This is a genomic window from Bartonella sp. AP21QHHD (assembly GCF_042196205.1).
Taxonomy (GTDB): domain Bacteria; phylum Pseudomonadota; class Alphaproteobacteria; order Rhizobiales; family Rhizobiaceae; genus Bartonella.
In genome coordinates, this window is record NZ_JBHIPT010000095.1 from 20257 (window position 1) to 44307 (window position 24051).

16 protein-coding genes are annotated in these 24051 nt (G+C 37.3%); 5 read left to right on the forward strand and 11 right to left on the reverse strand.

The window, feature by feature from the left end; translation table 11 throughout:
- The first annotated feature begins 164 nt into the window (after positions 1 to 164).
- The 5 genes from ACFIMC_RS05645 (at position 165) to ACFIMC_RS05665 (ending at position 8478) form a co-directional block, all read left to right on the forward strand.
- Positions 165 to 1196 (forward strand): AAA family ATPase, encoded by a 1032-nt coding sequence (locus ACFIMC_RS05645; RefSeq protein WP_375612988.1) that lies wholly within the window; start codon positions 165 to 167, stop codon positions 1194 to 1196.
- Entirely contained in the window at positions 1197 to 2108 is a 912-nt protein-coding gene (locus ACFIMC_RS05650; RefSeq protein ID WP_375612989.1) for a DUF58 domain-containing protein, read from the forward strand.
- Positions 2105 to 4903 carry a DUF4159 domain-containing protein gene (locus tag ACFIMC_RS05655; protein ID WP_375671840.1) on the forward strand — a complete coding sequence of 933 codons (2799 nt, stop codon included), beginning with the start codon at positions 2105 to 2107 and terminating at the stop codon, positions 4901 to 4903. The genes ACFIMC_RS05650 and ACFIMC_RS05655 overlap by 4 nt, the downstream gene beginning before the upstream one ends.
- A complete protein-coding gene (locus ACFIMC_RS05660; RefSeq protein WP_375612991.1) occupies positions 4900 to 6996 on the forward strand; it encodes a glutamine amidotransferase in 2097 nt (698 codons plus the stop codon). Before ACFIMC_RS05655 ends, ACFIMC_RS05660 begins: the two co-directional genes overlap by 4 nt.
- Positions 6997 to 7593: 597 nt before the next feature.
- Positions 7594 to 8478 carry a metallophosphoesterase family protein gene (locus ACFIMC_RS05665; RefSeq protein ID WP_375611167.1) on the forward strand — a complete coding sequence of 295 codons (885 nt, stop codon included), beginning with the start codon at positions 7594 to 7596 and terminating at the stop codon, positions 8476 to 8478.
- 1364 nt (positions 8479 to 9842) lie between these two features.
- Here ACFIMC_RS05665 and ACFIMC_RS05670 read toward each other — a convergent pair.
- The 11 genes from ACFIMC_RS05670 to ACFIMC_RS05720 form a co-directional block, all read right to left on the reverse strand.
- Positions 9843 to 10667 (reverse strand): outer membrane protein, encoded by an 825-nt coding sequence (locus ACFIMC_RS05670; protein WP_375612993.1) that lies wholly within the window; start codon positions 10665 to 10667, stop codon positions 9843 to 9845.
- A gap of 451 nt (positions 10668 to 11118) precedes the next feature.
- Entirely contained in the window at positions 11119 to 14043 is a 2925-nt protein-coding gene (locus ACFIMC_RS05675; protein WP_375671841.1) for a bifunctional [glutamine synthetase] adenylyltransferase/[glutamine synthetase]-adenylyl-L-tyrosine phosphorylase, read from the reverse strand.
- 90 nt (positions 14044 to 14133) lie between these two features.
- On the reverse strand, positions 14134 to 15516 hold the full coding sequence (locus ACFIMC_RS05680; protein ID WP_375610111.1) for an ATP-binding protein: 1383 nt from the start codon (positions 15514 to 15516) through the stop codon (positions 14134 to 14136).
- Positions 15513 to 16199: a response regulator transcription factor gene (locus tag ACFIMC_RS05685; RefSeq protein WP_273791552.1), complete on the reverse strand. Its 687-nt coding sequence runs from the start codon at positions 16197 to 16199 to the stop codon at positions 15513 to 15515. The genes ACFIMC_RS05680 and ACFIMC_RS05685 overlap by 4 nt, the downstream gene beginning before the upstream one ends.
- A gap of 72 nt (positions 16200 to 16271) precedes the next feature.
- On the reverse strand, positions 16272 to 17783 hold the full coding sequence (locus tag ACFIMC_RS05690; RefSeq protein ID WP_375671842.1) for a Do family serine endopeptidase: 1512 nt from the start codon (positions 17781 to 17783) through the stop codon (positions 16272 to 16274).
- Between the two features lie 218 nt (positions 17784 to 18001).
- On the reverse strand, positions 18002 to 18412 hold the full coding sequence (locus tag ACFIMC_RS05695; RefSeq protein WP_375628209.1) for a cytochrome c-type biogenesis protein CcmH: 411 nt from the start codon (positions 18410 to 18412) through the stop codon (positions 18002 to 18004).
- Between the two features lies 1 nt (position 18413).
- Positions 18414 to 20393: a heme lyase CcmF/NrfE family subunit gene (locus tag ACFIMC_RS05700; protein ID WP_375640254.1), complete on the reverse strand. Its 1980-nt coding sequence runs from the start codon at positions 20391 to 20393 to the stop codon at positions 18414 to 18416.
- Between the two features lie 7 nt (positions 20394 to 20400).
- Positions 20401 to 20880, reverse strand: coding sequence for a cytochrome c maturation protein CcmE (ccmE, locus tag ACFIMC_RS05705; RefSeq protein WP_375611160.1), 480 nt, complete (start codon positions 20878 to 20880; stop codon positions 20401 to 20403).
- A gap of 77 nt (positions 20881 to 20957) precedes the next feature.
- Positions 20958 to 21728 carry a tetratricopeptide repeat protein gene (locus ACFIMC_RS05710; protein ID WP_375640259.1) on the reverse strand — a complete coding sequence of 257 codons (771 nt, stop codon included), beginning with the start codon at positions 21726 to 21728 and terminating at the stop codon, positions 20958 to 20960.
- Positions 21729 to 21962: 234 nt separating this feature from the next.
- Entirely contained in the window at positions 21963 to 23381 is a 1419-nt protein-coding gene (locus tag ACFIMC_RS05715) for an ATP-binding protein (RefSeq protein WP_375612998.1), read from the reverse strand.
- Positions 23381 to 24046, reverse strand: coding sequence for a response regulator transcription factor (locus ACFIMC_RS05720; protein WP_375612999.1), 666 nt, complete (start codon positions 24044 to 24046; stop codon positions 23381 to 23383). Before ACFIMC_RS05720 ends, ACFIMC_RS05715 begins: the two co-directional genes overlap by 1 nt.
- Positions 24047 to 24051: the final 5 nt, after the last annotated feature.

The window sequence follows — 24051 nt, forward strand, 5'->3', positions numbered from 1 at the left end:
AAGCACGTCTATTCTTCCAAAGAAACTTTTCTCTTCTATACGAATATGAAAAAAAACGGCATATGATACTTCATTTCTTCTCATTTTCTGTTACAAACAATAAGATATCCATTATCATGCAGAGAAAATTACCATTTTTGCGACAAACGCCTTAAGGAAGAAATATGAGTCAACATGATCCATCATCCAATTCTATAAAAAAGGTCAATATCAATCATGAAGCTCAAGTCATTATTGATGATATTGATACGGCACACAAAGAATTGGATATTTTACAAAAAGAAATTGACAAAGTTATTTTTGGGCAAAATCAGGTAATCGAATATGCTTTAATCGCTATTTTTGCTGGTGGTCACGCCCTTCTTGTCGGTGCTCCAGGACTTGCAAAAACACGTCTTGTTGAAACATTGGGAACAGTCTTAGGGCTTGATGAAAAACGCATCCAATTCACTCCTGACTTAATGCCATCGGATATTATTGGTTCTGAAATTATGGATTCCGATAAAGACGGTAAACGTTCTTTTCGATACATTCAAGGTCCTATTTTTACGCAACTTCTCATGGCCGATGAAATCAATCGTGCTTCCCCACGGACACAGTCAGCCCTTTTACAAGCTATGCAAGAATATCATGTTACTGTTGCAGGTAACCGTTATGATTTGCCACAACCTTTTCATGTTCTTGCAACGCAAAATCCTCTCGAACAAGAAGGGACCTATCCACTTCCTGAAGCACAACTGGATCGCTTTTTGATGCAAATCGATATTGACTATCCTGACCTCACAACAGAGCGACGGATTATTTTAGAAACAACAAAAGAAAAAAAATCAAATGCAAAACCAATTTTATCCGGCAAAAAATTGCAAAAAATTCAAAATATCGTTCGCAAAATGCCTCTTTCAGAAAGTGTGATCGAAGCTATTTTAAAAATTGTCCGCTCATCTCGCCCTCATAAAGACAATAGCCTTGCTAATACTTATGTTTCTTGGGGACCTGGTCCACGGGCATCACAAGCCCTTTCACTTTGTGTTCGCGCCCGTGCTCTTTATTATGGACGCTTAGCCCCTTCACTTGATGATGTTGAAGCATTGGCCTATCCTGTATTACAACACCGCATGGCTCTTAATTTTTCTGCCCGTGCTGAAGATATAACCGTAAAAGATATTATCAATAACCTTGTGAAAGATGCTCTTTGAATGGCACTTGGCAAAAAAGTTTTACAAAAGCCTCCATTGTCGCTGGCAAATGAACTGCATAAGGATACTGGCAAAATGCCATATTTCCTTTTACAAGCGCGTCATATCGCTAATACACTGATAACCGGATGGCACAGACAACGTAAAAGCGGTAATGGGGAAAACTTTTGGCAATTTCGTCCCTATATGGAAGGAGAATCCATTACCCGCATTGATTGGCGTCGCTCAGCGCGTGATGAAAATACGTATCTGCGCGAACACGAATGGCAAACGACACAAACCGTTTGGCTTTGTCCTGATCAGAGCGCATCAATGCATTACTGTTCGCGCTTTTCTAAAATCTCTAAAGGTAATCATGCCATTATTCTTACCCTTACCTTGGCATCCCTTCTTGCACGCAGTGGCGAACATATTGCTATTCCTAACTTAATGTCCCCCACAATGACATCCAATGTCGTAGAACGAATAGCCTTTGCTTTAGAAAATCATTCAGATGAAAATTTATTTCCGGATTTTTCAACGATTACACGCTTTTCACATGTCATTATAATGAGTGATTTTCTCGACTATCCTGAAAAAATCATCCAATATTTAACCGTTTTAACTACAAAACAAGTGACAGCGCATTTAATTGAAATTTCTGATCCCGCAGAAGAAAGCTTTCCCTACACAGGTCACACAGAATTTTTGGATCCCGAAACGAAAGAGAAACATGTTTCCACTAAAGCAGAAGATCTTCGTAAGAGCTATTGTAAACTATATCACGCAAGGCGACAAGAATTGGTAAATTTTTGCGCACGCCAAGGATGGTCTTATCACGTTAGTACAACAGATCAACCTTTAACAGAGACCATCTTTCATCTTGCAAATACAATGAGCGACTCTCCATTGCAAAAAAGGAGGGCACTTTGAGTTTTGCTGCTCCCTTTCTGTTACTAGGGCTTTTGTTCCTACCGGTCATTTGGTGGCTGTTGCGGATAACTCCTCCATCTCCGCGTAAAGAGCTTTTTCCCCCTTTTCGCTTCTTACCCAAACCAACTCATCAACAAGAAACAGCAAAACATACACCTTGGTGGTTGCTCTTGTTGCGTTTAACCATAGCGGCACTTGTTATCATAGCTCTAGCACGCCCCACTTGGAATCAAAAACCAATAAGCTTTTCCGGATCTCAACCCCTTGCACTCATTATTGATAATGGTTGGGTTTCTGTAAAAGAATGGAAACAGCGCATCTCTATCGCTGAAATGCTCCTTGCACAGGCAGAAAAACAGCAAAAAAATATTTATCTTGTTGCAACGGCTGAAAATAATATCTCCAATATAGAGCCCCAACCAGCCAAGATTATAAAACAGCATTTAATGCATTTGCAACCGCGTCCTTGGCCTGTCAACCGTGTGCATGCCTTCAAAAAACTCAGCGAAAGAACCAAAGGAAAACCTCTTGATATTGCTTATTTAAGTGATGGATTACAAACAAATGAAGATGAGCAAGCTTTTGCTCTTCTTGAAGAATTAAAACCTAGAAACTTCTTGTGGTATTTGACTGATATTTCCGATTTAACCGGCATAACATCCATAGAAAATAACAATGGAAACATGGGCGCGCGTATTATCCGCTCAACAACACACAGTAATACTCCCGCTATACTCAGCCTTTACGATTCAAATAATCAACTTCTCGGTCAATTTACGAACAAGTTCTCTGAAGGAGAAACAACAGCACTTGTTCCTTTTAATGTACCACTTGAACTACGCAATGATATCGCTTGGATAAAAATAAACAATCAAAACCATGCTGCTGCAACCTTCTTGGTAGATAGCCATAACAGGATAAGCCGTGTTGCTCTTCTCTCACCCGATACCAATGAAATGGCACAGCCTTTACTTGCTCCATTTTATTACATTATCAAAGCCTTACAAGGTCATACACAGCTTATAACAGCCGGTGGAAGAGAACTTTCAACGGATATTGATCATTTGCTTAAACAAAATCCATCTGTTTTGATTATGGGTGACATTGTTAACATACCCCCAAAAGCAGAAAAAAAACTTTCTGATTTTGTGAATAAAGGGGGAACACTCATCCGCTTTGCAGGAGAAAAACTCAGTAGCGCAGAACATTACGATAACCTTCTTCCGATACCACTGCGCCCAGGTCAACGTTCCCTTGGAAGTATTATGTCTTGGACAAAACCACAAAAGCTTGCCCCTTTTGCAAAAAATAGCTTTTTCTTTGGTCTTCCCTTTCCAGGAGATGTTACTGTCTCGCGCCAAATCCTCGCAGAACCAACCCCAGATCTTTTTGAAAAAACGTGGCTTAGCCTTTCGGATGGAACTCCTCTTGTTACCGCAGCAAAACGTGGTAAAGGAACCCTCATTCTCATTCATGTTGCTCCTGACCCAACATGGTCTAACCTTCCTCTTTCTGGCTTTTTTGCACAAATGCTGCAAAAATTAATCACATTAGGTTCTAACGAAAACACAAACCTAACACACAGAGAAAAAAGAACAGTGATACAAAACCCTTGGCGAACTATAGCCGTTGACGGACAATTACAAGTACCACCCTCTGATGTTGTTCCTTTGATCTTTGACTCTCAAAATCCACCCCATCCTTCCTACCATACTCCCCTAGGACTTTATGGTGCCAAAAACAATTTTTATGCACTCAATCTCTTAACTCATTCGTCGCACTTGATGAAACAATCATCATTGCCAACTTCTCTTAATAAAAGCCCTTTATCTTACGATACAAAAGAAAAAAATCTTATCGGTCCACTTTTAGGATTAGCCATCTTATTATTCGCCTTTGACAATTTTCTCATTTTATGGATGGGAGATATTTTTTCTTTCATGAAACGGCGTAATATGTTTCTCGTCCCCTTTATAAGTCTTATTGCCTTGTTTTCATATGATCCAACTCTTCATGCACAAACGAAAGAAAATCATCATGATAGTGTACAAGCTGCTGGCGCAACACATCTTGCCTATGTTATAACCAATAATCATGAAATTGATACAACGAGTAAAAGTGGTCTAGAAGCGTTAAGTCAATTTATCGCAGAGCGCACAATGCTTACCCTTGGCTCTGTTACAGCACTTGATCTCGATAAAGATGAACTCTCTTTTTATCCTCTTATTTACTGGCCAATTGATGTTAAGAGTCCTATACCAACCCCCAAAAGCCTTGAAAAAATAAATAACTTTATGAAACATGGGGGAACAATTTTATTTGACACGCGCGATCAGATAAAGAGCAATCTTAATCTTGAAGGAGACGCTACTCCAGAAACGCAAAGATTACGAGATATCTTAAAAGAGTTAAATATTCCATCCATTGAGCCAGCATCAACAGATCATGTTGTTGCACGTTCTTTTTATATTATGCCAGATTTTCCTGGTCTCTACCGTGGTTCACCTTTATGGGTTGAATCCTCATCAACAAACAAAAAAAATAAAAACTCTCTTGCCAACGGCGATAACGTAAGCTCCCTTCTCATCACCGCAAATAACTTTGCTGGGGCTTGGGCACTCGATGAAAAAGGGGCATGGAAATATCCCCTTGTTCCCAATGATCCAATGCAACGTCTATGGGCATTTCGTGCAGGTTTAAATATTGTCCTTTATGTGCTTACAGGAAACTATAAAGCGGATCAAGTGCATGTTCCAGCACTCTTGGAACGCTTTAAAAGAGAAAGAAGGCAATGATATCATTTTTCACTTTTCAGCCTTTTTTACCACTCTTTTGGATTCTGCTCTTAAGCGGAATATCGATTCTTTTTGTCGTTGTTGGTCTTGTTACGCAACGGCAAGGTTCTTTATTTCGTCTGATGGCATTAAGCGCCCTTATCCTTGCTTTGCTCAATCCAATGATCATAAAAGAACAGCGCGAACCACTGAAAAGCACAGTAGGCATTGTCATTGACCGCAGCAAAAGCCAATCATTTGGAACACGTACAAATGATAGTGATGAAGCGCGCAGGCAATTAGTCGAAACACTGGCGCATTATCCACAATTTGAACCACGCTTTATTGAAGCTGGGAAACTTGCTGATAATCAATATGCACCCTCAACGAATTTGTTTGAAGCTTTAACACAAGCATTATCTGATGTACCGTTCTCTCGTTATGCAGGAACCATTTTTATCACCGATGGACAAGTGCATGACATCCCTGACCTATCAGATCTTCATCATGAAGCACCTCTCAATGCCCTGATTACAGGATACTCAGATGAATTTGATCGCCAAATCAAGTTTATTTCTCCTCCACGCTTTGCCCTTGTCAACAAACCACAAACGCTCTCCATTTTGGTAGAAGATAAAGGCCCCGCCAAAAAAACAATATCACAGAAAGTAAATATTACACTAAGCGTCAATGGACAAGACATTGGCCATTATTCTGTAACTCCTGGCGTGATTTTTCAAACTGAAATTACCCTTCCTCATGCTGAAAAAAATATTATCCAAGTTATAACTGATCCACACAAAGGTGAACTAAGCTTGGAAAACAACCGCGCCATAACAATTATTGAAGGAATCAGAGAAAATTTACGCGTTCTTCTTATTTCAGGTGCTCCTTATAATGGAGAACGGACATGGCGAGACCTTTTGAAGGGTGACTCCAATATTGATCTTGTTCACTTTACTATTTTGCGTCCCCCCACCAAAGCAGATAATACGCCCTCAAGCCAATTATCCTTAGTGGTCTTTCCCACAAGAAAACTCTTTGTTGAAGAAATTAATAACTTTGATCTCATCATCCTTGATGGCTACCAGCACTCTACTGTTCTCCCCTTAATCTATTATGATTATATCGCCCAATATGTACAAAAGGGGGGTGCATTGTTGATGGTAACAGGACCTGAATTTACCCAAAAAAACTCACTTGCGAAAACACCTTTAATAAGCATTCTACCGGCATTGCCCAATGGAACTATTATTGAAAAACCTTTTCGCCCCACATTAACCAAAGAAGGTGAGCGCCATCCTGTCACAAGGGGTCTTGCAACACTTAACCTTCCCGCTTCTCAATGGGGGCAATGGTTGCGACAAATTGCTATTCAAAACATAAATAACGGAATCGCCCTCATGAAAGGAGCGGATGAACAACCACTTTTACTTCTCTCGCATGTTGATAAAGGACGTGTAGGTATGTTGCTTTCTGATGAAAGTTGGCTTTGGGCACGAGGTTTCGAAGGCGGTGGTCCTTATGCTGCTCTTTATCGTCGTATTGCCCATTGGCTCATGAAAGAACCAGAACTTGAGGAAGAAAAATTAAGTGCGACCAGCAGCCATCATCATTTAACAATTCGCCGCCAAACTCTAAAAGACCATCCAGAACCCGCTGAAATAATCTTTCCCTCTGGAAAAAAAGAAAATATTACTCTGACCAAAGAGAAAGAAGGCCTTTTTACTGCAACTGTGACCACTGATGAGACAGGAATTTTTAACATTAAAAATGGCGGTTTAACAATACTTTCTTCTGTAGGGATGCTCGATAATCTTGAGTTGTTTGACTTGATTTCAACACAAGAAAAACTAGCCCCCATTATTAAGCACACTGGTGGCTACATCGGACGTTTACACCCTGAAGGAAAAGAAAACATTCATCTTCCTCCATTTAAGCTGATTCAATCAAAAACAAGTCCGTCCTCTTCCCCAGCACATTCAATTGTTCTGAAAGAAGCAACAGAAACCCGTTTAATCAATACCTTTTATTTTTCGATATTTTCTGGTTTTTTTGCACTGCTTGCTTGCCTTTTACTGTTGAGCAGCATGTGGTATTATGAAGGCCGTTAAAAAGTCTGAGATTTCGTATAATAGTTTTAAAATTCAGCTTATCTTTTTACGTATTTACTTGTCTTTTGTAATTAGATAACGTATTGATTTATAACTCAAAATACAGTGGAATTCTCCTTATTTCCAATATCCTCATATTAAAACAATAAAAAACATTCTCTTGCGTATTATTAGAAGGGATGCTGTATGGATAGAAACCATTGAAGAAAAGAGTGAAATACCTCTTATGAATCCTCTTAAAGCAAAGCAAGGATTTTCATAAAATTGGGGGAAAATAGTATGATGTTTTTTATTTGCACCTTGTATAAGTGTAGAGATGGTAGTGTACAGTAAGCCCTATATAGTTCACAGAAGCTTTCAATTATAATATCGAGTACCATCGTGAAATTAGCTCAAACGCATTGAGAAGTGTTTTTTTTTACAAATATGTGAATCTACAACACAATGATATTTTATTAGGGATATTCTATTTGGAACATTCCGCTTGAGACATTCTTTTTTGCAAGCTAATTTTCATTTTACAATCTTTCTTGCCTTTAAGCACTAACTTATCTTATGTTTATTCTTTAAATCGTTTTTAATACTTTACGAGCTTTTATGTTTTATCTTGCCCATATATCGGATGTACATCTTTCCCCTCTCCCGCAACCTTCCCTTTTTGAACTTTCTGGGAAACGTCTTACCGGTTATCTGAACTGGCAAAAAAAACGTAAGAGTCAGATGGCAACAGATGTCCTAGAAACTTTAATAGATGCCTTGAACAAAACAAAACCTGATCACCTTGTGATCTCTGGTGATCTTGTAAATCTTGCTCTCGATAAAGAATTTGTACAAGCTCATCGTTGGCTACTTAACCTAGGAAAACCTCAAGATATTTCTTTGACATTTGGAAATCACGATGCCTATGTCCGCGGCGCTTTACAAAAAGCATGCACTCTCTTTAAACCTTGGATTACAGGTGACATCCCTCAAAAAAGTGCCTTTCCTTATATGCGCATTCGCAAAGATGTTGCCATCATAGCAGCTTCTTCAGCCATTGCGACATTGCCTTTTCAAGCTTCTGGCTATTTTGGTAAAATGCAAGCGCAAACTTTACCGCTCTTTTTAAAGGAAGCAGCACAGCGCAACCTTTTTCGTGTCGTCATGATTCACCACCCCCCCTTTCCAAAGGCAACGTCTTGGCATAAAAAACTACGGGATATAAAACGTTTTCTAGACATTATCAAATACCACGGTTGTGAGCTTATTCTTCACGGACATACTCATTTACCCACATTGAATTACATTGAAGGACCAATTAAAAAAATTCCTATTGTTGGTGTTCCTTCTGCATCACAAGCTTTTGGTGATAAAAAACCACCCGCAGGCTTTAATTTATTTTCCATTGAACGCTTACAAAATCAATGGCATTGCCAATTACAACGTTATAGCATTATCAACCCCAAAAACGAGATTGCATGTACTGAAACAATTAATCTTTAAACACCTTCATAGTTGCCAAAACAACCAAAAACGAAAATATTTTTATTTCACATCCCTTTGGAAATCATAATTCTTATTTCCCTTTTTCTCCTTAAAAGACAAAGTTTCACCTTCTCTGTTAATAGATCAATTTTTCTCAGAGAATTCCATCTGCTGCCCCACTTATGTAACGAGCTTTTTACAAACTTATCGGTTTTCTTCCTTCCCGCTCTAAAGGACGAAAATTCTACCACATCTGATTTATAAATAATTCAGATTCTTGTCTCACGGGTTCCAGCTGCTAATTGCGCATGTGATTTACTTCACAAAGCTCTACACATAAACCCTGCTTTGAATTTCATCATCCACTCCTCCAAAAGCATCTAATGCGTAAAATCCTTATAATATTACAATGATGATATTTTATAGAATAATAGAGAAGCTCATTCAGCTTCTATACCTGAAAATCAATGGCTAAAAAAGCCAAATAATAACTAAAGTATATAATTTAAATAACCCAACCTACTTGTGATTCATAAACAAATGATGTTGATTGATTTATCGTAAATAGATTTGAAATGATCCATTACTATTTCACTCGAAATTTATTATCGTACATTAAAAAATTAGGAAAATAATAGATTATATTTCGATAACAGACATAGGTAATAATGTTTTTTATGTCTCAATAAATTCCTAATTTTCTCTCTATTTTTTCCTATAAATCACTTTATAATACTCTTTATAATTATTTTATTATTGAATTATATTGCGGATGTAATTTTACGTTCTTTAGAGTTTTTTTGCGAGCTTTTTGTTATTAAATAAAATATTTTACGATACCGCAAAACAGAAAAGTTGATTGTATGAAAAATCTTTCAAATAAAATAAAATGCCATTAGCTTGCCAATTCACATGTTGGTTTAAAAAAGCATCTTTTAAAGCACCCAAACCCATTTCCCGACGGTACCTATGAATGATGTAATGTTAAGTCCATTTAGCAACACCATCTTCACGTTTATGGAAAAGCAAGCTAGTATCAAAATCTCACACTTTGCCACCCCCTAATGTAGCGACAGCCTTTAGCACTTAAAATGGTTCATAAGAAGCATTTTTATTCTTTCTTTAATGTTTTTATCTCACGACGCCCCCTCTTTTTGACGTGCAAAAGACATGGTTTTGATCGGTTCAATTAAAATGAGAAAATCTTATGACACTTGGGTCTCTCACTCAACATGACAAAAAGTAATTTATGTTTACAAATCAAAGTATTGTTCGAATAAAATAGTAGCTCTTTTGAGTAAAGGATATTTACTAGAACATATCTGAAAAATAAAAGCCTCATTCGAAAATGAGACTTTTGAAGTGTTTAATTCTGCAAAAAATTAAAATTTATAAGCTACACCCACACGAAAATCATTTGTCTTGTAGCCCATTTCAAATTTATCCTGTATGAACTTCTTTTTGCCAAAATCTGAATAACGATATTCTGCACGTACAATAATATTATCAGTCATTGCAAAATCAATACCACCTCCAAGGGTATAACCAATCATGGTCTTTTTTTCATCATGCAACCAATCAGAAAAATCAACTTCTCCATTTTTGCTATCAGCTACTGCCGCAAAAATATTCTGAAGCTGCGTATAAGCAATCCCTCCAGAAATATAAGGCATCATACGCTCAATCGCAAAACCAACTCTCACCCGTGTAGCACCAGCCCATTTTTGTTTTAAAGTATGACGTACAGCTTTAATAGGTGTTGTCGAATCCTCCTCATGCAAATCTCTTGTTAGACTTGTTTTTTCTACAAGTTTTGGTGTTTCTTCAGTTGGACTTTTTTTCGGTAGATTGACATCTTTAGAATCCTTTTTACCAAACCACATAATATCTGTATCAATACCTATAATAAAACTATTATCGATATCAATATTGGAACCTGCATAAACTCCCCCGATAAAACCAGAAAGTTTAGGTAAATTCTCCTTTCCAATTGGATTCCATATCCCTGTCTCATGTTTTAAATAACTTGCAGTTGTTTTACCTGAAAAGTTACCAATCTGTCCTCCAAGATAAAATCCTGTCCAAGACAAAGCAGGTGCTGGAATAACAGGAACAGGTTGTTCAGGAATAACGATATCCGACGCCTGTACTACAGAAATTGAAATTAAAGAAAATATAGATGTTGAGGCTAAATACTTTGTAATCATAATTGCTCCCCTAAAAGCTAATGTGATACATAAATAATGATAAATCGTTTCACAATTTTTTGAAAAAATCTATAGCAAAAATGACACAGTTAAAAAATTAAAATTAGTTTTAAATAAAGCTTAAATATTATTTATAATTCCCAGAAGCTATTAATCTATAGTAGCTTTTATAGCTTCATATTGATCATTATTACTTGGAATTATATAAATAATTATAATGTCAATTTTTTGAAAAAATGAGATAACGCTCATAAAAAATATGATTCACTAAATTAATCACTCACCGCTTTTTGTATAAAGAATGATACCTAGAATGGAGAATTTTTTCATCACACTTGAAAAAACAGTAGAGAACTTCACTCTAACCCTCTCAAGCGTCTATGAAATGAAAGACAAAAATTAATATATAAAAATGGAATTAATAATTTTTATTTATTCTTATAGAATTATTTTAATATTTCATGATTTTTGTAAAAACTGAACAGACCAATTGCCCAGTTTCTGCAATTAATTTTTCAACACGAAGCAAATCAGGTTCCCCAACACTATTCAACAAAAGGTCACTTAATCCAGGTGGCATGTCATTGGGATCAAGAGAATCATTTAAGCAAAGCCGTATAATTTGACTCAAATTTGTATAAAGACGATAGGCATAATGTAAATCAGCAATACATGACTGATTAAGAAAACTGTTTGGTAAGTGATCTAAAATATCCGCTGTCGTCGCTCCAATTTGAAACTCAATGACATGCGTAATAAGAGAAAATTGAGCAATAAACTCCAAATCCATAATGCCACCAGACATCGTTTTTAAATCCCATTGATTTTTTGGCGGCTTTTCTTTTGCAATCAAGGCACGCATTTCACATACTTCTTTTGCAACTTCCTTCTTATCACGAGAAATAGCAATAATTGCACACACTTCATTTTCTAGCTTTTGTAAAAAATCAGGGTCTCCTGCAATGCCTCGAGCCCTTGTTAAAGCAAGATATTCCCATATCCATGCTTCTTGGCGATAATACTTTTTAAAAAATGGAAAAGAAACAGCAATAGGTCCTTTATTGCCTAATGGCCGTAACCTTAAATCAACGACATAAAGAATACCTTGGCTTGTAAGAGTGGATAAAGCAGAAACGAGGCGCTGTGCTAAACGCGTATAATATTGAGAGATATAAAGAGGCTTTTCTCCATCAGATATTTCTGCATCATCATCGTGTTCATAAAGCAAAACGAGGTCAACATCGGAATCTGCTGTTAATTCGCGACTTCCAAGCTTCCCCATACCCAATATGCCAACACGCCCTCCTTTAATACGACCATGAAGACGAGAAAATTCCTCTTGAACGGTAGCAAATGTTTTTGTAATCATAAGATCAGCAAGCGCAGTAAAAGCAAAACCCGCTCTTTCTCCTGTAATTGTACCGTTTAAAATTCGAATACCAATCAAAAAACGTTGTTCATCTGCAAAAATCCTTAAATGGTCAAGAATTTCCTCATAAGAAAGAACATTTTCAAGAAAATATTCAAGCCGTTTTTCTAAGTACGTTTTGGTCGGTAATTCTGAAAGAATATTCGGATCTAACATTCCATCAAAAACATGGGATCTGCGTGTAATAATTTCTGCAAGACGTGGAGCAGCACCCATAATAAGGACAAGCATATCCAAAAGAGAAGGATTAGACTGCAAAAGACTAAAAAGCTGAATTCCTGAAGGTAAGCCCTGTAAAAAACCATCAAAACGCAACATCGCCTCATCAGCTCGTTTTGTCCCACCAAAAGCTTTCAAAAGAGCTGGTGTTAATTCCGTTAATCTCTCGCGTGCTTCGGCTGATTGCGTTGCTTTATAACGACCAAAATGGAGCGTGCGCATAATACGACAAATATCACTTGCTCTTTCGAAGCCTAAACGGCTTAACGTTATTAATGTCTCCGGATCATCTTCTTCACCGGTAAAAACTAAATTACCAATTTCTAAACCAAGTTCTTGCTCATTCTCAAACAGTGCAGCATAATGTTTTTCAACAATCTGAAGTGTTTTTAATAAATCACGGATAAAACTGCTACTGTCTTGATAACCCATTAAATAGGCAACACTCGTGAATTGAGCAGTATCATTTGGAAGAAGATGTGTTTGTTCATCGAAAAGCATTTGAATACGATGTTCCACATTTCGAAGAAAAGCATAACTTTTTATAAGGCTATTTCTCGTTTTCTCACTGATCCAACCAAGCGTGTGAAGTTCTGCTAACATTGCAACTGTCTGACGTCCACGTAATTGAGGAAAACGTCCACCAGCAATGAGCTGCTGTGTCTGAACAAAAAACTCAATCTCACGAATACCACCACGACCTAACTTTATATTATGCCCATAAGCTGCAATTTGACCGTAATTTTTATGCGCATGAATTTGACGTTTGATCGAATGAATATCAGCAATAGCAGCATAATCTAAATATTTCCGCCACACATAGGGAAAAAGCTCTTTGAGAAAGTTAAAACCTGCCCTCTTATCACCAGCAACTGGACGTGCTTTAATCATGGCTGCTCGTTCCCAATTTTGCCCACGCCCTTCGTAATAACGCAATGCAGTCCTTACTGGTAAGGCCAAAGGGGTTGAACCTGGATCTGGACGAAGACGAAAATCAAGACGAAAAACATATCCTTCCGCAGTGCGTTCTTGAATGATACGGATTAATCGGCGTACCATTTTAGAAAATACGTTAACACTTTCAGAAAGATTACCAATATGAGATGATGTTTCATCAATGAAAACAATAAGATCAATATCAGAAGAATAATTAAGTTCCCCTGCTCCTAACTTTCCCATCCCTAAAATAATTAAACCACAGTCTTTTTCTGGATTCTCACGGCTTAATAAATTGATCTTACCATGATCATGCGCTTCTCTTAATAGAAAACGTAGTGCTACACTTAATGCTGCTTCGCCCAAACGTGTCAACCAAGCACATGAAACTTCGTAAGTAAAAACACCACCCAAATCAGCTAAAGCAATAAGAACATGCGCTTCTCGTTTTTTGCGCCTTAAAGCAGCCATCAATGAAGTTTCATTTATAGCTTCATCTTTATCAATAGCTGTAATATCATCTATAATTTCGCTCAGCCTTGTTTCTATATCAACATTTAATAAAGCACTAAGATATGATGGGTTGGCAATTAAAACCTCACGCAAAAAAGGAGATAAGGTCATAACCGAACTGATAAAATCAATCTGCGTTCCACTCTCTGAAATGATGGAAACAAGCGATTCTAAACCTTCTTTCCTTGCTTGTTCTTCCATGTCTTTTAACCATTGGGAACCACTTTTATCGAGAGGACATAAAGGGAGAAGCTGTGTTTTTAAAAAAGCTTGTTTCATCTCTGCTCCCTTGAAAAGCATTTTGCTTTCCTTTCTATTGCTTTATACTTTTAAAATAGTTGTTACGTATGAAAGTGAAGAAAAATATCTTTAAGGAAATAACAAAACAGCCCTAAGCCCTGGATTTGCATTTTCAAGTAACAATTCACCCCCGTGAAGCTTCATAACCGCTTTTGCTATACTTAAACCAATCCCAAACCCAGGTTGTGTGCGGCTTTCTTCAAGACGAACAAATCGTTCTGTCACTTTTTCACGTTTATCCTCTGCTATTCCTGGTCCATTATCGCTCACAACAACTAATAAATGTTCATCACGATATTCCATTGATAAGCAAACCTTCGCTTGCCTTCCACCTTTAGGCGCATATTTAATTGCATTATCTATAAGATTAAAAATTGATTGTGCAACAAGCTCACGATTCAATTTTAGCTCTTTATCAAATATATCTCCCAACTGAAGTAAAACACCTGACTCTTCAGCAAAAGGTTCGTAAAGCTCAACAGCATCCTCAATAATCAGTTTCATATTCATCATTTCAAGATGTTCAATTGCACTGCTGGCCTCAATACGTGAAATCATTAAAATCGCATTGAACGTACAAATAAGTTGATCTGATTCTGCAATAACCCTATCAAGGACCTGACGATATTCAAGCTTTGTCTTATTTCCTGAAAGCGCTTCTTCAGCGCGATTTCTAAGACGCGTTAACGGCGTTTTCAGATCATGAGCAATATTATCTGATACTTGACGTAAACCAATATTTAACTCTTCAATGCGGTCTAACATAACATTAAGATTGGTTGACAATCGATCAAACTCATCCCCTACTCCAGAAACAGGTAAACGCCCACTGAAATCACCATCCATCAAGCGCTGTGATGCAGCCGTTACATGATCAATCCTTTGTAAAGCTCTCCTGCCAACAAAAAACCATATGAGTAAAGCGCCTCCAACCATTGCAGCAAGTGCAATGATCACAGCTTTGCGAATAACAACAGCAAAACGTTCTGGCTCATCCAAATCACGTCCTATAAGAATCTTCATAGCATTAGGTAAATCAACAATAACCGCCAAAGCGCGATGTTCACTTGTTTTGCCATGTTCTCCAAAACGGGAATACAAAAAAGAGGTAGAAATAAAACCACTCTGATTCAAAAGACCTAATTCAATACGTGCTACATTTCCTGCTAAAATACGCCCCATAGAATCTGTAACAAGATAAAGAAATGCTCCTGGTTGTCTTGAACGATAATCAATAGTGCGCATTAATAAGGATAATCCCCCATAATTATAAGCATTTTCAATATACTTTAATTCTTCATGTAAAGCCTGTTCAGTTTGCTCTGTTAACAATGAAGCAGAAAATGCCGTCATATAAATAGAAAGTCCTGTTGCCACCAATCCAAACAATAAAATGTAAAGTGCTGAAAGCCTTAGCGCCGTCGTGCGCATTATATTAATCAAACGATTCATGCTTTGTTATCTGGTACTTTCAGCATATATCCAGCTCCACGCACTGTATGGAGAAGGGGAACATCAAAATCTTTTTCAATTTTGGCTCTCAAACGAGAGATATGGACATCAATGACATTCGTTTGTGGATCAAAATGGTAATTCCAAACGTTTTCCAAAAGCATAGTGCGTGTAACAACCTGCCCCGCATAACGCATCAAATATTCAAGTAAACGAAACTCTCGTGGTTGCAATAGAATGTTTCTATCACCTCGTTTTACCGTATGTGCTAACCGATCAAGCTCAAGATTACCTACACAGTAAACAGTTTCTGCTTCTTTAGGATTTTTCCGCCGTTGTAAAACTTCAACACGCGCAAGAAGTTCAGAAAAAGCATAAGGCTTTGTCAAATAATCATCTCCCCCTGCACGCAGCCCCGTTACACGATCATTAACTTGCCCTAAAGCAGACAGAATAAGAACCGGTGTTTCATTGCCTTTAGCGCGCAATTCAGCAATAATAGAAAGACCATCACGATGCAAAAGCATTCGGTCAACAACCATAACGTCATAATTTTCCGTGGTTGCTAAAGCGTATCCCGTATCTCCATCATAAGCAACATCAACAGAATGCCCTACTTCCAAAAATGCTTTTTCGAGATAATGCCCCGTCTCATGATCATCTTCAATAACGAGTATCTTCATAAAACGTATCTCCATTATTTTATTATGTTGTAGGACAAATGTTTAATAAATATTTGTCCTACAACTAAAGCTTTATTTTTTGAAAATTGGAAGAGCAACAAAACGATTTTGATCATTTGTTCGCACTTGTAAGAGTATAGCCTTTCGTCCTAACTGCTGAGCATTTTTGATTGTGTTAATAATATCAGAGACTCGTTTAACTGGTTTATTATTTACTGTCACAATGATATCACCAGGGCGTATCCCTTTATCTGCAGCATCTGAATCGGTATCGACATCCGTTACGACAACCCCTACACCATCATCAGAAGGCATAACAATCAAACCATAATCTTCCAATGTTTCATCTAAATCACTCTGTCCATTTGAATATTTTGAAGTCTCTTTCTTACTTTCATCTTCAGACATTGAAGCGAGTTTAACCTTTATACTCTCCTCCTTACCTGATCTCCAAATCCCTATGGTTACCATTTCTCCTGGTTTAATATTTGCAATACGTTTCGCCAGCTCACGCGCATCAGCAACTTTTTCATTATTCACTGAAATAATTACATCACCCGCTTTAATACCAGCCTTTTCTGCCGGTCCTTTTAACGGATCAGTAACCAAAGCACCTTTGGCTTCTTTCAATCCTATTGAATCGGAAATCTCCTTTGTTACCGGCTGAATCTGAACACCTAACCAACCACGTTGAACTGAACCTTTTTCAATAAGTTGTTGTACAACCTGTTTTACAGTCGCTGCTGGAATAGCAAAAGCAATCCCAACATTTCCTCCAGAAGGAGAAAAAATTGCTGTATTAACCCCAACAACCTTTCCATTAAGATCAAACGTTGGACCACCAGAGTTTCCTCTATTAACAGCAGCATCAATCTGAATAAAATCATCGTACACACCAGTGCCAATATCACGTCCACGTGCAGAAACAATACCTGCTGTCACAGTTCCACCAAGACCAAATGGATTCCCAATGGCAACAACCCAATCCCCAACACGAAGCTTTGAATCATCACCAAAATCAACATAAGAAAATTTTCTTTTATCATTCACTTTTAATACGGCAAGGTCGGTTTTGGGGTCTTTCCCAATGAGCTTTGCGTTCAATTCTGTACCATCATCAAGAACAACAGTATAACTTGTTCCGTCAGAAATCACATGATCATTGGTCACAATGTAACCATCAGACGAAATAAAAAAACCCGATCCAAAAGCAACAGGACGGAGTCTCTGCGATTGGTGCGAAAATTTATTTTTAGGTTTATCAAAATCATAAAACTCTTTAAAAAATCTTTTTAAAGGATGCTGATCTGGTAATTGATCAAGTCCTGGACCACTAAAAAAGTTGCTAAAGAACCTATCTTCTTTCTTTTTATTGCTCTTTACTTGTACTGCTACAACGGCTGGTTTCACTTGAGCAACAATATCGGCAAATCCCTGTTGTTGCATTAACGAAGTAAATACAGAACTTGCATGAGCCTTTGTCATCCACAAGCTTGATGTACATCCACTAAAAAACAGTGCACTTTCCAATATCGCAGAAAAACTCACTGCGACAAATGTTTTAAAGAAAGCCTTTTTAACCATTTATTCTATGCTCCTATTCAATCATACCTTTATTTCAATTCCGATCACTTATAAAATACCAGACCTTACCGTTTTCTGTCTAAATTATTAAAGTTTTGTAAGGTTTCAGTATTCCCTAATATAATTACAATAAGATTGTCTGCTCATTGCAGATGATCTGATTTTTTTCTTTTATGTAACATTTTTTTTAATGCAATGACATTTTTGACTGTTCTTTTTCATTCACATAACTCATGATTATTTCGTTTGAAGTGGAAAAATATGATACTTACGCCAATGATAATAATGATCAAAGGCGAGAACCATAAAAACCAAGTTATCTTATTCAATGGTGGTTTCAAGAGAATAAATTCACCATATCGCTCAACAAGAAAGTCAGTGACTTGCTGATTACTATAGCCCATTTTTAGCCTTTCCCGAATTAAAAGCCGTAAATCACGTGCTAAAGCAGAATCTGAATCATCAATTGATTGATTTTGACAAACAGGACAACGTAAATGCGATGAAATATGGCGTGCTCGCGCTTCAAGAATCTTATTCTTTAAAATCTCATCCGGCTCTACTGCTATTGCTAATCGAAAAGGAAACGTTGCAATTAAAAAAAATACAATCCAAAGAATTTTTTTCATCTCAATGTCTTTTCCAAAAATTTAAAGCAAGCACTACCCTATTGTACATGCCAATGCGAAACCAATACCCCAAAAGAGAAAGACATCCCCCCATAGCCATCATGAATGCCCCTAACCAAATACATATTACATAAGGCTTCCACCATACGTGCACAACGAGACCCCGATTATCAATATGTCCCGGTACAATATATAGCTGTGATAAGCCATGATTTTTAAGACCAACTTCTGTTATTGATGTATTTTGGCTTGAATAAAATCGCTTTGAGGCTGTTACATGACCTACAATGTTTTTATTTTCATATATTTTAAAATAAAACTCCATTGTCGAATAATTCGAACCAACACCATCATACACTGCATCAAAATGAAGCGTTTTATCCGCTATCGTCACCCTATCCCCTACGTTCATGATTAAAATACGTTCTTGCCCAAAACTTGCTACGCAAACAATACCAAATAATGTAACGCCTAATCCCATATGTGCTATTGCTGCACCAAAAGTAGACCATGGCAATCCAAGAAATCTCTTAACGCGTACTGAAAAAGCTCTCTTGCCATATCCACTCTTTCCCCATAGATCCGCTAAACTGCCTAAAAAAACAAACGCTGAAAGCCCAATCCCTAAAACTGCAAAAATATCACGCACAGATGTCGCATAGAATATTATAAAACAGACGATACCAACCAATACAAAAACAAACCACAAGCGTTCAAAAACTGCAAGAAAATCACCGCGTTTCCATGCCATCATTGTCCCAAATGGAACAAACAACAACAGCAAAACCATTAGCGGTCCACAGGTAAGATTAAAAAAAGCAGCCCCTACAGAAATTTTTTGCCCTGTTAATATCTCAATAAAATAAGGATAAAGCGTACCAATCAATACTGTTGCTGTTATTGTTGTCAGTAACAAGTTATTTAAAACAATAAACCCTTCACGTGAAATTGGTTGAAAAAATCTTTCTGTTTTTAAAATAGGGGTACGCAAAGCAAAAAGAAGAAAAGCAGCTCCCGTAAAAAAAAATAAAAGAGCAAGAATTGCTTGCCCGCGTGCTGGATCAACAGCAAAACTATGAACAGAAACTAAAAGCCCAGAACGCACAAGAAAAGTTCCCATCAGAGAAAGGGAAAAAGTAAGCAGCGCTAAAAACAGAGTCCAACTTTTCAATATTTCTCGTTTTTCGAGAACAAGAGCAGAATGTAAAAGAGCCGTTCCTGAAAGCCACGGCATAAACGAAACATTTTCAACAGGATCCCAAAACCAATACCCCCCCCATCCTAGCTCATAATAAGCCCAATAAGAGCCAACCATAATACCCAATGTCAAAAAACACCAAGCAAGTAAAAGCCACGGACGAATCCCACGCGCCCAAATTCTATCAACCTGTCCCATAATCAATGCCGCAACGGCAAAAGAAAAACAAAGTGAAAAACCGACATAACCTAAATAAAGTAGCGGTGGATGAATTGCTAATGCGATATCTTGTAAAAGAGGATTGAGACCATTTCCCTGCAATGCTGGTGGATTCACGCGTAAAAATGGATTGGATACAAAAAGAATAAATAAAAGAAAAGCAGTTGTAATCCAACTTTGGCAAATTAAAACAAGCGTCTTAAAATCTTCTGGCAAATGTTGGCTAAAAAAAGCCATCAATGCGCTAAAAAAAGCAAGACTTAAAACCCATAACAACATAGAGCCTTCGTGGTTGCCCCAAACACCTGTAATTTTATAGAGCATCGGTTTTTCTGAATGAGAATTCTCAACAACGTTCAAAACAGAAAAATCAGATACGACATAAGCATAAATTATCACTAAAAAAGATAAAAGCAGTAATGTAAAAGTGATATATGTTAGAGGAACAACTGTTTGCATTAACAAACGCTCTCTCCACCAAAAACCTAAAGCAGGTAAAAATGCCCCTAATAAGCTTACTGAAAATGCTGCAGCTAAAAAAATATGACCCAGTTCGACAAGCACAATCGAATTATTTCTCCATAATGTAATGTTTTTTCAAACGATCAGCTGTTTCTTTAGGCATATAAGTTTCATCATGTTTTGCTAAAATACGCATCCCTATAAAAAAGCCCTGTTTATCGAAATGCCCTTCTACGATCACCCCCTGACCTTCACGAAAAAGATCCGGTAAGGCACCATTGAAAACTACTTTTTCATGTTTTTTGTTATCCGTTACAAAAAAAACAACGCCTCTCTCTCCAACATATTGAACAGTTCCCTTTTCAACAAAGCCACCCAAACGCAAAGGGCGCTCCGTTAAAATATCTTCTCTTGTAATTTCAGAGGGCATTCTAAAAAAACTGACCGCATGACGCATTGCATACACTATGAGACTTGCTGCAATTGTCATAACCAAACAACATAATAATATGATCAGTAAGCGCTTTTTTTTTCGCTGCTCTAAAATAACCTTCCATGAGGCAGAATTCTTTAAAGATTGACTGTTCATAGACACTCTGCGAAAAAATTTTAAATACGTTATAATTAAGTATCAATATTTTATTTTTTAAGAGCTTTGCACATCTTCTACATAGGTGCAAGATTTCTTTTCTTTGTATGCTTACTCGATAAATCACGTAACTGAATCATCATTTTTTTAACACGTGATTGTCCTGAAAAATTTTCAGGCATTGTATCAAGAAAGCTTTGTAAAAATTGCACTGCCTGTGCAGTTTTTCCTGCTTGATGCAATGCATCGGCTAACAATAAACGTGGATAAAAATCTGTTGGCGCTAAATCTGCTGCTTTTTGAAAAGCATTTTGCGCTTCTTGCGTTATCACTCCCCCTTCATAACCAACCAATGCTAAACCGTATCCTACAAGCCTTGGAGCTGTTTCTCCATTCAAACGAAGTGCATCTAAATAAGTATTCACTGCTTCTTGAAAAAGGCTTTCTTCGAGATACCCTACCGCTAACGCATCTGCTAGCTTGCCATCATGAGGTGCACGGAAAAAAAGCACTTGTAAACGAATAAGCTTTTCTTGCTTACTAAGAGTTTGAGGATCCTTATCCATTAATTCGCTAAAAAAATAACTTTTCACTTCTGGATTGCCTGTCAGCCCATAAATATTCCATGTCATAAGGAGAACAAACAAGATACTTAAAGCCTTAAGAATATTTCTTTTTTTATAATGCATATAAAGCTTGTTAAACTCAATCATACGCTTATGGCTTCTATAACCACCCACGGTTTGAACTTTCCATTCTTTTTTTATCTCATCGTCAAAACGTAGTGAAAGAAAAAGAACACTTGCCAGAAAAATCAGAAAAAATGCTGCAAAAATCAATAAGAGCATATCGTTTTTTTCCAATACGAACAGAGAATAACTCGCTTACATTTTATCCTCTTCATGAGAAAAGTGATGTGAATTAATAAAAATTCATTTTTTCATGGAGAATATTATAAAATCTATTATATATATCAATTAAACAAAGAAACTAAAAACAATGTTTCCCTACTCTTTGATGTATTATCTGAAAATACTGCTTTACAAACTTTATAGACATTTCTTGCTTAAGGAGAAAATATGTTATTCTCCCATCTTAGGTAATAAAACTTTTGCATACAACCCACCCAAATCAGAACGTGATAAAAAGAGATTGCCACCATATTCACTGACCATATCTGAAACAATTGCTAACCCTAAGCCTGACCCTAGTTTACTTTCATTAAACCGCCGCCCTCTTTTTAATGCTTCATCAATTTTGTCTTCTGTTAAACCAGGACCATCATCTTCTACAAAGATACTAAAATATTCTGTTTCTTCAGCATTTTCTTCTAAACAACAAGAGATCAAAACCTTTGCGCGAGACCACTGAGTAGCATTTTCAATCAAATTCCCTATAATTTCTTCTAAATCTTCCTTCTCTCCAGAAAAAACAATATCATCAACATCCATAATAAATTGAATTTGTTTTTCAGGATTAAGCTTTTTCATAACCCGCACCAAGCGTTCAAGCACACTGCGAACAGACGTATGATAGACAACACTATCGCATTGTGCTGCAATCCGCGCACGCTGAAGATAATGATTGATTTGAGCTTGCATTATTTGCGTTTGCTCTCTCAACAAACTAGCCTTTTCTCCGCGCATCTTATCTGTCTCATTCATAATCACGGATAGAGGCGTCTTCAATGAATGCGCGAGATTACCAACCTGTGTGCGAAATCGCTCGATAATACGCTGATTATTATTAATGAGAGCATTCATCTCTTGTACAAGCGGCATCACTTCGCTTACTAAATCCGTATTCACATAATGAACTCTTCCTTCGCGAATATCATTCAATGCACATCGAATAAGCTTCAACGGTTGAAAACTAAAGAAAATAATAGCAATATTAATAAGAACACTCCCGATACCGAAACTCCAAAGAAAAATTTGCAAAGTTCGCTTAAATTCCTTTACCTGGGCATGAGCTTCATCGATATTCCCAACAAGCCGAAAACGTGCAATATGATTTTTATTATCAAGAACAACATCACTCTCAATCACTTGTAGCTTTTGACCATTGTTCCCCGTTATCCGATAAGAGCGAAAGAATTTATTGTCAAAAGGTATATCAACATCACTTGGTGTAAATATCTCGCCTGTTCCCAATGAGGGAGATGTCAATCTTCCTTTTAAATTATGGGATATCGCAACAACTTCCCAATACCATCCTGTTGTTGGATCAGAATAACGAATATCATCAATCCCAGCCCCTCCTATCAAAGTACCTTCCGATGACACCGTCACTGTTGCAATAAGACTGTAGAGTTGAGCAGAAAGGATACGCTCTAGGCTTTGTTCAGTTGAACGCTTATAAAATAAAATACTTACTGCAGAAATCGATAAAAGAGAAATAACAACCCATAATGTTGATAAGATCATAACACGTAAACTGAGAGATCGAGTAATTACAAAAAAGAACCTCCTACACCAATTATTCTCTTCAAAAACATTCATTAATCACCTAGCATTCTCACGCGATACCCCATTCCTCGAATAGTTTCAATCAAATCCACTCCAAGCTTTTTCCGTAACCGACCTACAAAGACTTCCACCGTATTCGAGTCCTTATCAAAATCCTGATCATAAAGATGTTCTGTAAGCTCTGTTCTTGAAATGACCCTGTCACAATGATGCATGAGATACGAAAGCAGTCTGAATTCATAAGATGTTAGTTTAATCAATTGACCATCTACAAAAACACGAGACGTCTTTGTATCCAACAAAACATTTCCGCAACATAATGCACTTGTCGCATGTCCCGTAGTGCGACGAATTAATGCTCGCAAGCGCGCCATCACTTCCTCCAAATGAAATGGCTTCACAACATAATCGTCAGCTCCAGCATCAATACCTTGCACCTTATCAGACCAACGGTCTCGCGCCGTTAGCATTAAAACAGGCATGGAGAGCCCTTCTTGACGCCACTTTTCAACAACACTAATACCATCAATCTGCGGTAAACCTATATCAAGTATCACCGCGTCGTAAGACTCTGTGCTCCCTAAAAAATAAGCCTCTTCACCATCGAAAGCACTATCGGAAACATATCCTGCACGTCTTACAGCTTCTGCTAATTGATGGTGAAGATTCCGATCATCTTCAACGATTAAGATACGCATCACAA

What these genes read in the sequence shown, in the direction of transcription:
- ACFIMC_RS05690 (WP_375671842.1), bottom strand. Translation starts at nt 17,783, where the DNA reads ATGGTTAAAAAGGCTTTCTTTAAAACATTTGTCGCAGTGAGTTTTTCT.
- ACFIMC_RS05710 (WP_375640259.1), bottom strand. Translation starts at nt 21,728, where the DNA reads ATGCTCTTATTGATTTTTGCAGCATTTTTTCTGATTTTTCTGGCAAGT.
- ACFIMC_RS05670 (WP_375612993.1), bottom strand. Translation starts at nt 10,667, where the DNA reads ATGATTACAAAGTATTTAGCCTCAACATCTATATTTTCTTTAATTTCA.
- ACFIMC_RS05680 (WP_375610111.1), bottom strand. Translation starts at nt 15,516, where the DNA reads ATGAATCGTTTGATTAATATAATGCGCACGACGGCGCTAAGGCTTTCA.
- ACFIMC_RS05650 (WP_375612989.1), top strand. Translation starts at nt 1,197, where the DNA reads ATGGCACTTGGCAAAAAAGTTTTACAAAAGCCTCCATTGTCGCTGGCA.
- ACFIMC_RS05720 (WP_375612999.1), bottom strand. Translation starts at nt 24,046, where the DNA reads ATGCGTATCTTAATCGTTGAAGATGATCGGAATCTTCACCATCAATTA.
- ACFIMC_RS05660 (WP_375612991.1), top strand. Translation starts at nt 4,900, where the DNA reads ATGATATCATTTTTCACTTTTCAGCCTTTTTTACCACTCTTTTGGATT.
- ACFIMC_RS05645 (WP_375612988.1), top strand. Translation starts at nt 165, where the DNA reads ATGAGTCAACATGATCCATCATCCAATTCTATAAAAAAGGTCAATATC.
- ACFIMC_RS05685 (WP_273791552.1), bottom strand. Translation starts at nt 16,199, where the DNA reads ATGAAGATACTCGTTATTGAAGATGATCATGAGACGGGGCATTATCTC.
- ACFIMC_RS05715 (WP_375612998.1), bottom strand. Translation starts at nt 23,381, where the DNA reads ATGAATGTTTTTGAAGAGAATAATTGGTGTAGGAGGTTCTTTTTTGTA.
- ACFIMC_RS05695 (WP_375628209.1), bottom strand. Translation starts at nt 18,412, where the DNA reads ATGAAAAAAATTCTTTGGATTGTATTTTTTTTAATTGCAACGTTTCCT.
- ccmE (WP_375611160.1), bottom strand. Translation starts at nt 20,880, where the DNA reads ATGAACAGTCAATCTTTAAAGAATTCTGCCTCATGGAAGGTTATTTTA.
- ACFIMC_RS05675 (WP_375671841.1), bottom strand. Translation starts at nt 14,043, where the DNA reads ATGAAACAAGCTTTTTTAAAAACACAGCTTCTCCCTTTATGTCCTCTC.
- ACFIMC_RS05665 (WP_375611167.1), top strand. Translation starts at nt 7,594, where the DNA reads ATGTTTTATCTTGCCCATATATCGGATGTACATCTTTCCCCTCTCCCG.